Source organism: Listeria booriae (genome assembly GCF_000766865.1).
GTDB classification, from domain to species: Bacteria; Bacillota; Bacilli; order Lactobacillales; family Listeriaceae; genus Listeria_A; species Listeria_A booriae.
Genome location: NZ_JNFA01000002.1, coordinates 50,633 through 63,971, shown reverse-complemented (window position 1 = coordinate 63,971; position 13,339 = coordinate 50,633). Strand labels below are relative to the sequence as shown.

Annotated in this window: 9 protein-coding genes and 1 riboswitch; of the genes, 1 reads left to right on the top strand and 8 read right to left on the bottom strand. The window is 42.5% G+C overall.

Features of this window, described 5'->3' with window-relative positions; genetic code table 11:
- Positions 1-66: 66 nt before the first annotated feature.
- The 6 genes from EP57_RS00940 to EP57_RS00910 form a co-directional block, all read right to left on the bottom strand.
- On the bottom strand, positions 67-624 hold the full coding sequence (locus EP57_RS00940) for an SMI1/KNR4 family protein (protein WP_052167462.1): 558 nt from the start codon (positions 622-624) through the stop codon (positions 67-69).
- 111 nt (positions 625-735) lie between these two features.
- The gene (locus EP57_RS00935) at positions 736-1,164 is read right to left on the bottom strand and encodes an SMI1/KNR4 family protein (RefSeq protein WP_036083304.1); all 429 of its coding nucleotides are present in this window, start codon (positions 1,162-1,164) and stop codon (positions 736-738) included.
- A gap of 14 nt (positions 1,165-1,178) precedes the next feature.
- Entirely contained in the window at positions 1,179-2,858 is a 1,680-nt protein-coding gene (locus EP57_RS17100; RefSeq protein WP_052167461.1) for an HNH/ENDO VII family nuclease, read from the bottom strand.
- A 244-nt stretch (positions 2,859-3,102) separates the two neighbouring features.
- Complete coding sequence (locus EP57_RS00920) at positions 3,103-4,440, bottom strand: TrkH family potassium uptake protein (RefSeq protein WP_036083440.1); 1,338 nt, start codon at positions 4,438-4,440, stop codon at positions 3,103-3,105.
- A gap of 46 nt (positions 4,441-4,486) precedes the next feature.
- A complete protein-coding gene (locus EP57_RS00915) occupies positions 4,487-5,251 on the bottom strand; it encodes a TerC family protein (RefSeq protein ID WP_036083302.1) in 765 nt (254 codons plus the stop codon).
- Between the two features lie 301 nt (positions 5,252-5,552).
- Complete coding sequence (locus tag EP57_RS00910) at positions 5,553-6,323, bottom strand: TerC family protein (protein ID WP_036083300.1); 771 nt, start codon at positions 6,321-6,323, stop codon at positions 5,553-5,555.
- Positions 6,324-6,350: 27 nt separating this feature from the next.
- A riboswitch (yybP-ykoY riboswitch) is annotated at positions 6,351-6,518 on the bottom strand.
- Positions 6,519-6,685: 167 nt separating this feature from the next.
- Between EP57_RS00910 and EP57_RS00905 the strand changes: the two genes are divergently transcribed.
- Positions 6,686-7,657 carry a membrane lipoprotein lipid attachment site-containing protein gene (locus EP57_RS00905; RefSeq protein ID WP_052167460.1) on the top strand — a complete coding sequence of 324 codons (972 nt, stop codon included), beginning with the start codon at positions 6,686-6,688 and terminating at the stop codon, positions 7,655-7,657.
- Between the two features lie 43 nt (positions 7,658-7,700).
- Here EP57_RS00905 and EP57_RS00900 read toward each other — a convergent pair whose 3' ends face one another.
- Positions 7,701-9,269, bottom strand: a complete 1,569-nt coding sequence (locus EP57_RS00900) for a peptide chain release factor 3 (protein WP_036083298.1) — start codon at positions 9,267-9,269, stop codon at positions 7,701-7,703.
- Between the two features lie 90 nt (positions 9,270-9,359).
- Complete coding sequence (pulA, locus tag EP57_RS00895; protein WP_241480692.1) at positions 9,360-13,202, bottom strand: type I pullulanase; 3,843 nt, start codon at positions 13,200-13,202, stop codon at positions 9,360-9,362.
- Positions 13,203-13,339 lie beyond the last annotated feature (137 nt).

Below are 13,339 nucleotides of genomic sequence, written 5' to 3'. Positions count from 1 at the left end.
TTCCTTATCCTATACTTTTTTGCAACTATAACATAAGAAGATTAAAATTAAATGAAAAAGCACAGCTTAATTGTTCGCATCTATGATTTCCGTCCAAAATGGAATCGCCTTTATATTTTCGAAATCCATACGATCATAAGGCTTCCAATCCAATTCTATTTGAAAATATTCCAAAAGCGTTGTCCCGTAAAAAATAATATCCGTTTGATACACTGACAGCACTTGTTCGCTTCCTTCTGGCATGTAGCGATGCGAATAGACGGGCACAAGCTTTGGCGCAACGTCATACTTTTCTTTCGCAACACGAATCCGCTCCGTCACTAAATCAGGTTTCACACCCCAACTTTGCACCCAGAAATCATTCTCTTCTATATCAAAAACAATACCTTCCCATGGCCAATCTAGGCGTTTCTTGATTTGTAAAACATTTCTTTTACTGTAATCCCGCCAATTGATGAATTCTTTGGAAATAGGCAACACTTCTCTTAGCAAATTTTTGAGTGCTACTGGGAATTGGATATCAAAAATCTCCTCACATTTCCGTATCTCATCCTCCGTCAGCCCTGGCGCAAGCTCCACTTTTTTCTTTTTTAAAATCGCAATGATTGATTCGATAGAAATCACATCCTTAGCTTTAAGAACTCGGTTATTATAAATGAACTTCTTTAAATATAACTAACAAACGCTATAAAATCCTCAATTCTGTCATCCAAAGGATATGATACTTAAATTGCTTCAATAATTATCTATCGCTTCTTGAAAATAATCTTCTAAAAAATCATCGAAGCTATCATACCTTAATTCCGGTTTTTTACTAGTTCTCTCCCAAGAATAGACTTTTGAATCTTCTTCCGTATCGCTAGTATCCATGCACAAAACATATTCACCAAGGTCGTACACAACGATATATTCGTTAGCTAACCCTAGCTCACGATACCGCTTTGTTGCTTGCAGCATAGAAGAGCCTAACTCTCCTTCAACCCCCTCAATATCAACTCCGCAGATCCCTCCTGATCCATATTTTAAAATGAAATCTCTGTATTGTTCTGGAATTTTAATAGCTAGTTCTTTCTCGACTTTATTAATATCCTCATTTTTTATGGCTCCAAAAAAATCTTTATCTTCTTGGTATGCTTCAATCATATTAACAATTTTTTGATTCATGTCCATTCTCCTTCTTAATTTTGACCTCGCCACTTCCAATAATTACTTCTAAAGTTATTATATTGTTTTTCTAAATCTGGATTGTTTCTAAAGCTTGCTCCGTCCTCTACTAATCCGTGTAATTGTTTTGAGTAAGTATCATGAGCCATTTCGGATATTTCTACCATCGAACCAGGTTCTTTTTGGATTAAATGGTGTAATTCTACTAAACTCTCATTTCCATTGGCATCAATAATATATGGAGCACGTCCTTTCTTCATTAGTTCTCCATTGGTCATCCCCTTAGCCTTCGGATTTTTAGAGACATAATCGAAATCTATTTCTGTCTGGTATACCCTTCTTGAAATATCAACTTCTTTGCCTCCTACTTTAACCTTACCTTCAATGTCGAAGGCTTTGTAACCATCAGGCAACCAATCCAATTCTATACGTTCACCAGATACCTTTAACTTTTTCCATGCGATACTACTTCCACTTCGCACTGCTTCACCGATATCATCACCATTATTAACCACCCCTGTAGCTAATTTCTCAAATTTATGTGTATTCTCAGCTACATCAAACATAGCATGTGCTCCACCAATTGAATCAGCGACAACACGCGTCCGACTAAAGTTTAAGTTCTTCACGCCAGTTACGACTCCATCAGTCATTTTACCAGCTTGCACCGTTCCGTTCTTCACCTGTATCTTTATGGCGCTGGTAGCATCTTTCATGACATTTAGTATTTTACGAACCCGTCCTGCACTCTCGCGAAATGCCTGTTTTCCCGCCTGTTTCAAGGTTAGCTTACTACCCACTTGAGCCGCATCCAATGCAAGTCCCCCAGCTTTGGTTGCTTGGCTAAACGCACGAATTCCTTTCACACCTGGGATGATATCCAATAATGCAAATGCTCCACGTGTTGTCCGCTCTCCACCGTCCATTTCGCGTCCTGTCAGCCAGTCTTTTCCAGATGTCGCACTACTCAATTCTAGTGTACCATAAGCGATTCCTAGTGCCAAACCTGCCGGTGGACACAAAATACTTGCCCCAATAATCACAACAGCTATCCCAATATCTCGCCAAAATTCTATATTTTGTTGATCATCTCGAATCGAGTCATATGCAAAGGCTCGAGAACTAGAAACTGCCGATTGATACTGATCATATGTAAACTTTTGCTCTGGATTCTGTTTACTATACTCGGCAAATTGTGCTTTCAAATTATCTGCGAAAAAATTATCACCTGCCATGATGTCTTTCAAATAAATCTTATCTTTTTTTACTTCTGTTGTCGCTGGACCCATGCCGTAATTGTATGCTCCTGTTGAAATAATTTGCGTGGCTCCAATTGTGTTCTTGGTTTCATAATTATCAATCGATAGACTTTCCATTTTTTCTACGAATTTATCGATATCTTTATAGAATGGTTCGTCAATCACCCGCTCGACCAACCTGCCAGCATTACTAGCATAATCATGCAGGGTTTCCATTTTTTCAAATATTTTTTGATAGTTATTTTCTTTATCTGTGAAAGAGAAAGAAATGACACCATCGCTATCATCTTTCTGAATATCGTGCTGCGCATCTTCAAAATTCTTGTTTATTTTTTTCAAATAATCTGTTACGCCTTTTCCCCAGCCTAAACCGATTAACGATTGAAGCGCCTTTTCAGACCTCTCCCATTCACTCTCTTTATATTTTACATCCATCTATATCTTCTCGCCTCCTATTCTTCCTTAATTTAGTATACTTCTTCAATAATTATACAGCAAGCAATAAAAAAGCCTTATTTGCTTTTCTCCACACCAAATAAAACCACCTACCACAACGGATAGGTGTAAAAAGAAGAGGCTTAGTATCCATGTAAACAAAAAACTTTACGAAAAGAAGAATTCGAAACCTCTTAAAAATCTATGCATTTTTACATTACTGATATACGCAATATAAAATTTGTTACCCCGTAATAATCTTCTCCTTCGGCAGTCTAATCGCATTCTTCGGCTCATTTTTACGCCGGAAGGATAACATCATGTACATAATCCCAACGCGGCCAATAAACATCAACAAGATAATAATAATCTTCCCAATATTACTCAAATCGCCCGTCAGTCCCATCGACAATCCGCACGTTCCAAACGCCGAAAATACTTCGACAATAATCGCCATGAGACTCGCGTTTTCCGTGTAGCCAAGCGTTACAATCGCGCCAACACACAATACCGAAGCAAAAATCCCCACAGCTAGCGCTTTACGCACGTCTTCCTGGTACAACTCACGCCCGAAAATATAAATATGATTGCGTCCGCGAATAACCGAATACAGGAACAACATCATAATCGCAAATGTCGTCGTCCGGATACCGCCACCAACCGAACTTGGTGATGCCCCGATGAACATAAGTAGCGAAACAACTAATAAAGTTGGGTCCGTCAAAGCCGATGTATCAATCGTTGACAAGCCCGCACTCCTCGAAGTCGCAGACAAGAACATCGAGTTAAAGAACCCCTCATCAAGCGATGCCCCTTTGAAATAATAATTGTTCTCCATCGCCCAAATCAATAATCCCCCAACAATCAGCAACGCCAAATAAGTAAGCGTCGTGACTTTGACGAAAAGCGAGAAGCGGAACGGAATCAATGTATTTTTTTCAAATAAGAAGCGGCGCACTTCAATAAGAACAGGAAAACCAATCCCGCCTGCGATAATAAGCAAAATCGTGATGAACTGGACAAAATAATCGTTCACAAATGGTGCCAACGAGTAGCCGGTAATATCAACGCCCGCATTTGTCACCGCAGAGACCGAGTTATACAGTCCCTGAAACATCGCCTCGCCGATATCGCCTTTATAAAACGGGATAAAATAAATGCCCAAAATCAACCCGCCAACAATTTGAATACCAAAAATAAGCACCAAAATTTCGCGGAGCATCCGAACCATCCCACTCATCGTAAACTGGTTCGTATCTGTCATAATTAACTGACGTTGCTTCAAGCCAATCCGCCGTTTCAATACTAAATAAAAGAACGTGCTCAGCATCATAACGCCCAGTCCGCCGACTTGGAAAATCCCCATCAATACCCAAATACCCGCGCGGCTATAAGACTCACCGACATCTACAGAAGCAAGCCCCGTCACACTCACCGAACTCGCCGCAGTAAACAGCGTATCAATAAACGGTATTTTCACACCAGTTTTTTGCGTAAATGGCATGCTAAGTAACGCCGTAGCAAGTGTCACCGACAAAATATAAAAGGCAATGATAACTTGAATCGCCGTCATTCGTGACATCCGCGCACGCATTCTACCACGCCAAGTAGCGCCTGCAATCATGTAATTATCCCTTTTGTTGTTTCTCTTTTTTTCTAGCAATGATATAACCACCTAAACCAATTGTAATCATGACCGCCCAAAAGGTGATCTCCCACCCCGGCGAATCAGGAAAACTTTCTGGTAAAATGCCTACTTGTGGGTGCGCCAGCGTTATGACTGCCATTTTCACACCAACCCAGCCAACAATTAAGAAAGCCGCTGTTTCTAAAGTAGGGTAACGCTCTAATAATTTAACAACTTGTGTCGCTGCAAATCGAATCACGATAAGCCCTGCTAAACCTCCAAGGAACATCACGATAAACTGGCCAGCACTCATGCCGCCAATTTCATATGTTCCAAGCTTGGGCAACGTCACAACAAGTGCTGCTGCAGCCAACATCGAATCCAACGCAAAAGCAATATCTGTTAATTCCACACGGGCAACCGTCCCCCAAAACGATGTTGTCTTCGGTTCTTTTTCCGGTTTTGCCTCTTTGTCCTTGCCTTTTTTCTTATCCCAAATATGTTTGATTGCTAAGTATAATAAGTAAATTGCTCCAATTGCTTGTATTTCCCAAAAATTAACTAAGTACGAAATAATCAACATCGCGATAAGTCGGAAAACAAAGGCACCAACTAGCCCATAAAATAAGGCCTTTCGCTGTTGTTCATGTGGTAACTTCTTGACAATAACGGCCATAACAACAGCATTATCCGCAGACAACACCCCTTCTAGCACGACCAAAATCAAGAAGACCCATATATACTCTCCCCATACAGAAATATCCATATTCACCCCACCATTTCTTTACACTCCACTTTACCACATTTGGCGCGCATTTGGTACTATCTATAACGCAAACAAGTTTAGATCATAACCCAAATAAATCGGCGACAAGCGCTCGCATTCTAGGAGTTTGGCGGACTTCCGGTTCTCACATACACAAGTATGCTCCGCTTCCGGCTTCCACCAAACTCCTAGAATACAAACGCTTTCGCTCGATTTGTGTAAAGCAGAAATCACGTCCTACCCGAAGAATAAGGATTCGCGATTCCTACTTGTTTTGCGTAAGATTAAGTTCATTCCATAATTAAGCCTTACTTTCAGGATTCTTCTTGGCCGCGCGTACGGAGACCAACCAACCCCAAATGATAATGCCAATCATGACTGCCCAGAATGTTAATTTCCAAACGGTTGAATGTGGGAAATGTTCTGGGATGATGCCTAGTTCGGGGTGCGCTAATGTGTAGACAACTAGCTTCACGCCTACCCAACCAACGATCAAGAACGCAGCTGTTTCCAATGATGGGTATTTTTTTAGTAGTTTCACAAATTGGGTTGCGGCAAAACGGATACAAATCAGTCCGATTAATCCACCGATGAACATAACAGCGAATTGTCCTGTATCAAGTCCGCCAATCGTTCCCCAACCTGTTGCTGGTAATGTGATTGCAAGTGCTACGGCTGCTAACATCGAATCGATAGCAAATGCAATGTCTGCAATTTCCACTTTTAGAACGGTCATCCAGAAGCTTGAACCCTTGCCCTCTTTGACTTTGTGGCCGTCATCCTTGCCTTTCGCGTGCTTCCACATGTGGCTAATACAGATGTAAAGTAAATAGGCTGCGCCCAGTGCTTGTACTTGCCAAACCTCTGCCAAAAATGAAATTAAGAACAGCGCTGCAAATCGGAATACAAAAGCCCCAATTAAGCCGTAAAATAAGGCTTTTTTCTGTTGTTCGTCTGGTAAATGTTTGACCATAACCGCCATAACAACCGCGTTATCTGCTGCTAAAATCCCTTCCAAACCAATGAGTACGAGTAGCACCCATCCATATTCTAAAATCATCGCTGTATCCAATAGAATTCCTCCTTCTTTCTTTCAATCGTCACAAGCGTCTGCTTTCAAACAACAAAAAACGAGACCCCTGCCCAAATTGGCAAAGGTCTCGCTGACATTGTATAAAATGTTAATAAAGCCGATGAACGAATTCATGTAATGACGACTTTATCTTAGCCTCCAAAAAGGCTAACGCTACTCCCCCTTGACGAATGTCAAAAGTGATATTTAATTGATAGGGAAATCATAGCATATATTTTAATACGATGTCAATACGTGTCGCTCTATTTTTTCCAGTAAATCACGAATTTATCTTTTTTTCATTTTTCGTTTATGGTGGGTTTATTTTTATTTGCGATACTGAGAGTTGAGGGGGAATTGTCATGAAGAAACTAATTTTAGGACTATTTGCAGCGCTTGTGCTCGTTGGTTGTTCGAATGAGAATAGCAAAGCGGAGCCTGCCAATGAACCAAAAGCCAAGAAAAAGGTCGTTCAGGAGGATGGCCATGACTATCAATATGATGTGGTGACTTCTGCGACGACATCGACATTTGGAACGAAACCGGATGCGAAATTAACACCGGAGCAAAAAGAAAAGCAGATGTTTTGGTCTGTCCAGCCGCCGATTGGTGTGGTGAAGGGCCATTATTATAAAAATGAAGGCTTGTTTGACGGTGGGAATAAAGGGATTTTGGAGTTGGTGACGGATGATGACGGGAAACTGATTCATGTCGAATTTAATGAATTTGCTTCGGAAAATTATTATGAGCCGAAGTACGCCAACGCTTCGAAACGTTTGTCGGATTACGCGTTTTTTCAAGCGACGAATACGCGGACGGATGACACGCTTGTGACTTGGGTGAACGGGATTACGTTTTTGGAAGGTCAGATGTTGCAGGAGAACCGTTTGGACGGGAATTTTGAGACGGTGAAAGGATCTTCGAATAGCGCTAGAAACGGGATGATGCCACTTGCTGCTGCGATGAAGGACTGGGTGAAGAAACCGTTCGGATTTTATTATTACGGAATCGCTGAACCGCTTGGAAATGGGAGTACTGCGAGATTGCAAGTCGTGACGAAAGACGGCAAAATAACGCAAGTCGCGTATGACGAGATTTTTGCGGATAGAAAAACAGATATTACGGATGCTACCTTGCAAAATTTTTACCGCCAGTCGAAATATTATTCACTGGATTATGAACGCGAAACAGGGGATCATTTTGTGGAAACAGTGGATAAAATAACACATCAGGCTTTAAAATCACAGGATTTACTTCGTGCTGAAAAACAAGATAGCGAGACGTATACGAATTATATGCGCCTAGCTGAGAAGTTACAAACTGAAATGAAATAAGATGCCAAAAAACACGAGCCCAATCACGGACTCGTGTTTCGTTTTATAATAGAGATGTTAATTCAATATCTGGATTCTTATCGTGGAACCAGTTTAAAGCAAACTCGTTCTCAAATAAGAACAATGGCTTGTCAAAACGATCTTTTACAAGCATGCTGCGTTGTGTGGATAGTTTCTCATCGACGTCTTCTTCTTTAATCCAACGCGCAATCTTCGAACCGATTGGCTCCATGCGGATTTCGGAGTTATATTCGTTGTTCATCCGATGCTCAAAAACCTCGAATTGCAGTTGCCCAACCGCGCCAATAATGTAGTCATCCATACGCCATGTTTTGAAAAGCTGAATCGCGCCTTCTTGTACTAACTGCTCGACTCCTTTATGGAAATGCTTTTGCTTCATGACATTTTTTGCGGAAACTTTCATGAATAATTCTGGCGTAAATTGTGGTAATTTCTCATATTGTAGTGACTTGTTGAGATCGGTAATGGTGTCGCCGATTTGGTAGTTTCCTGTATCGTACAAACCGATAATGTCCCCCGCCACGGCTGTGTTTACCGTCTCACGGTCATCCGCCATGAATTGCGTAGAATTGCTCAGCTTAATCGACTTACCTGTACGCGTTAAGTTCACGGCCATCCCACGATCAAATTCCCCAGAACAAATGCGGACAAACGCGATACGATCACGATGCGCCGGGTTCATATTCGCTTGGATTTTGAAAATAAAACCAGAGAACTTGTTCATATAAGGATCGATTTCGCCCTCATTCGACGTACGCGGTTGTGGCGCTGGCGCAAAGTTCACATATGTTTTCAAAAACGTCTCCACACCAAAATTGGTCAAGGCGCTTCCGAAAAATACTGGCGTCAACTCACCATCTGCGATTTTTTGTTCGCTAAAATCATTGCCTGCTTCATCTAGCAACATGATTTCTTCCAACGCTTGCTCGTAATAACTTGAATTCTGAATCGCATGCGGCTCAGCCAAATCACCATCTTCACCTAGCGGTAAGAAGCGTTCGTCGCCATCTACACGATATTGTTCCACTTGGCGATGATACCGGTCGTACAAACCACCAAGCTCTTTTCCCATCCCGATTGGCCAGTTCATCGGATAAGACTCAATTCCTAGCACTTCTTCTAGTTCCGCTAACAATTCCAGCGGCGCCTTTCCTTGACGGTCCATTTTATTAATAAATGTGAAAATCGGAATCCCACGCATACGACAAACTTTGAAAAGTTTCAACGTCTGTGCTTCAATCCCTTTCGCGCTATCAATAACCATCACAGCGCTATCTACAGCCATTAATGTCCGATACGTATCTTCACTGAAATCCGAGTGACCCGGTGTATCCAAAATATTAATCCGTGAACCTTCATAATCAAATTGCATCACCGAACTGGTTACCGAGATACCACGTTGTTTCTCGATTTCCATCCAGTCACTCGTCGCAAACTTGCCTGATTTCTTACCTTTAACCGTACCGGCTGAACGAATCGCGCCACCAAAAAGCAATAGTTGCTCGGTAATCGTTGTTTTCCCCGCATCCGGGTGAGATATAATTGCAAAAGTTTTGCGCGAAGCAACTTCTTTTTGTAAATCTTGACCCATTTTAAAATTCCTCCTAGACTAACTCACATTTCACTAGTATATCATATTTGGATGTTTTTGAGATAGTGTTTGGTGAAAAATAATGGTATCTTAATTGCTTCGTTTTCTGCGGGCAATGACAAGATACGTTCCGCTAATTAAGATCAAGAATGCGCCTAATGCTAACCATTGTAGAGAAACCGCTTCGTCTCCTGTTGTCGGTAGATTTTCCTCGTTTGGTGCCTTTTCTTCATCAACTGGTTGAACATCTTGATTGTTGCCTGGTGTGACAATAGTTGTGCCACCATTTATACCACCGTTTGTGCCGTTATTCGTAACGTTTTCTGTCGGATTTGGGTTCGTTCCTGGTACGTTTGGCTCTTCTGGTACTGGTTGTGGCGCCGCTTTTGTCAAGGTAATTTGTACTTGTTTTGTCGTTGCGATTCTCGCTGTCATGTCGCCTGCTAAGCTCAGCGTTCCATCGTATACACCAGCTTTTGGCTCGTCCCAATTGAAGTTCGCTAAGTCGAGCACTACGTCTAAATCATGCGTTTTTGCATCGCCATCATATTGATAGTAGCCATGTGCTTTTAGTTTTTGTAGTAGATAGGCTGTTTTTTCTGCTTTCGTTGCTTTGGCTTGTAAGTCGGCTAATGGCAATGTTATTTTGTCCAAGCTCTCGATGTGATTGGTTTTCGCCAAGCTTTCGAATTGTACTTCGATAGTGTGTCCTGCAGATAACGCTGCGAAAGTATATTGGTTTTCTGTGATAGAAACCGCAGTTCCGTCTACTAGGACTTGAGCCACGCGGTAACCGGTGTCTGCTTGGAAAGTATAGCTTGGTTTCGCGCCAGCATCATAACTTGCGCTACCGCTAGGTGTGATGGTACCGCCTTTTCCAGCCGTTGCGTTGATTGTGAAACGACTCGCCTCACCATTTTTCAAAACGAGCGTGGATAGCGCTGGGACTTCGACGCTGCTTACTTGTGCCGCTAAATTCGTTGTTGTGTCGCCGATTTCCACGTGATATTGGTTCGCTGGAATCGCAACTTCTTTTGCCGTTTTATTCGCATTGAAAAGTACAACATACGACTTGTCGCTATCCTTTAATTCGTAGCCTACAACATCATCGTCTTGCTTGATAATCTTCATTTTTTGATTGATGTCAGCATAATTCGTCAATCTGAAAAGTGGCTCCGTATTGCGAAGTTTCATAACCGCTTCTGTGTTTTTCACAGCGTCTATGTTTTCTGCGTACCGTTCCCAATCGAGCTTATTAATCGCGTCACTGGATTGGTAACTGTTCTCGTCCTGATCTTTCGTACGGAAAAATTCTTGTCCCGCATGAATGAAAGGTACACCTTGTGACAGCAAAACAATATCCGTTGCTAGTTGTTGCATTTTCTTCTTGTCTTGGTCCGTGTCGTTAGGATTTGAATACGATAATTTATCCCAAAGCGTTAGGTTATCATGGGCTTCTGCGTACTGCACAACTTGGCCAGGATTAGAAAAATCGTAAACGCCTTGGCCTTGATCGCGCAAACTGCCGGCTAGTATATTTTCAGCAAGAAGTGCTTCTTTTCCTTGCGCCCCATTGACAAAACCAGGCTCTGCTTCATGTCCGCCCCATGTGCTACCTTTGATAGCATCACGAATGGAGTCGTTAAAGTGCGCGATGTTTGGCATTTTGGACGCATTTTTCTGATCCGCTTTTTTATCAGCATCTAGCGGTGTATTTAAATCCCAGCCTTCGCCAAGCACGATAATCGATGGGTCGATTTTGTTCAGTTCTGCTTTGATGGCATTCATCGTATCGACATCATGAATCCCCATTAAATCAAAACGGAAGCCGTCCATATGGTATTCTTTCGCCCAATACGCAACACTGTCAACCATGTATTTACGCATCATCTGGCGCTCCGAAGCCGTGTCATTTCCTACACCTGTCCCGTTCGAAAGCTTGCCATCGCTGCCATAGCGGAAATAATAACCCGGAACCGTTTTCTCAAACGAATGCGCTCCAGCGTCAAAAACGTGATTGTAAACAACGTCCATAATCACACGTAAACCGTTGCTATGCAATCCTTGTACCATTTGTTTTGCCTCTTGTATACGCGTTGCAGGATTGTATGGATTCGTACTATAACTACCCTCCGGAACATTGTAATTCTTCGGATCATAACCCCAATTGTAAGGCAATGCCCCCAACTGTTCCGACGCGCTTTGATGGTTTTCCTCATTTAAAGAAGCATAATCAAACATCGGCAAAATTTGAACATGGGTAATGCCTAATGTTTTCAAATAATCAATCCCTGTTGGATCACCATTTGCCGTCTTCGTTCCTTCTTGAATGACACCTAAATACTTCCCTTTATTCACCGTATCTTTATTAGCAATCGAAAAATCACGAATATGCATTTCATAAATAATTGCATCCGTTGGGTTCGTAAATGCCGGCATGCGACTCGTTTCCCAATTCGCTGGCACCATTTCCGCCGGATCTAAAATGACAGAACGATTTCCATTCGCCGTTGCAGCTTTAGCATACGGATCTTGCGACACCGTTTTCTTCCCGTCTGCAAAAACTAAATCGTACGTGTACGCCGTCCCAGATGGCACTTTTGCGCTAAATTCCCAAATACCTTGCGCTTTTGGCGTCATATCGTAACTTTGCGCCACAGGACTGTTCGGCATACTATCTTGATACACCGTCAACTTCACTTGCGCAGCCGTCGGAGCCCAGAGTCTCCACACACTTTGTTCCGCCTGGTAAGTCGCACCTAGCGGCTCCGATCCAGTATACGCATATTTCGCATCAAACTCCGGATTCCGCACAATGCTTGTCGTATCAATCAATTTCTCACCGAAGCCATCCACTTTCACCGTCAAAGCCGTCTGAATCGGCAAATCCTGACTCGTCTCTACATAAAACACATGTCCATTCGCCGAATCCTTCCGAATCCCCGAAATCGCAACAGGCGCGCCGTCCTCATCAAGCGTCACCGCATCCGTCAAGTCTAAATCCGTCACATCACGATTCAGCGTCACCTTAATTTCTCTAAAACTCGCCAAACTCGCCGTCTTTATTTGCTTCGTCGCATCCGCAAAATTTGGATTCCGATAATTCGTCTTATCCCCACTCACAATCCAAACTTCCGCCTTGCCATCGTCCGTAAACAAATAAATCATTCGGTCGTCATCTGTCCCGTCCTTCTTCCAATCCCCGTCCGCATTATTCGCAATAATAAAACCGAGGTCAGACAAACTAGCACCCGCTCCAGCATCAAACGTCGCCTTCACTGACTGCCAATCCCCGTCCGTTTCCCCATCCGTAAAATTCACCGTCTGAGTCCCCGTCGCACCATCCGCCCAAGCATGCACAAACCAGTTGTTGTAATCATTATCATCTCGGTGATAATAGAATGTCACATCCAGCGCCTCATGCTTCGGCAAATCCGCTACATTCGCAGGTTTCGTCGCAATATCCGCGTTTCCGTACTCCAGCCAAACTTCCGTAATACCTTCCTTCGTAGAAATGTAGCGATCACTTGGAATATCACGGTCGCCGCCCCATCCAGAGCCATTTTTAATCAAGAAACCAAGTTCATTTTGAATCCCGTCCGCGTCAAGAACGGCAATTTTTGAGTACTCCCCATAACCATTCGTATCCTCAAAAGCCACCTCATGCCCTGCAACTCCGTCATTATTCCACACCCACATTTGCCAATCTTTGCTGGCCTGATCTTTCGGATTGTAGTGAACAATGACCTTCGTTTTACTCGCACGATTCTCCGCTAAAACATCATCATTAACCGAACCCGCAAGCGTTTTAACCTGCTGATTCACATCACTTTTCGGTACACTATTTTCCTCGGCAAATCCCTGTATGCCAACCCCAAAACTCTGCACACCAAATAAAACAACTAAAATGGCGACAAGATACTTACGCAACATTTTCTTCAAGTTTCTAACCCCTTTTCTATTTTTGTAGAAAGCGCTTACTCATGTTAGATTATAGACAGGCCTATCTGTTAAAATCAACCTAAATTAAGCTGTTAACGATAACAGATTGTGATTTCCTATTATATTTC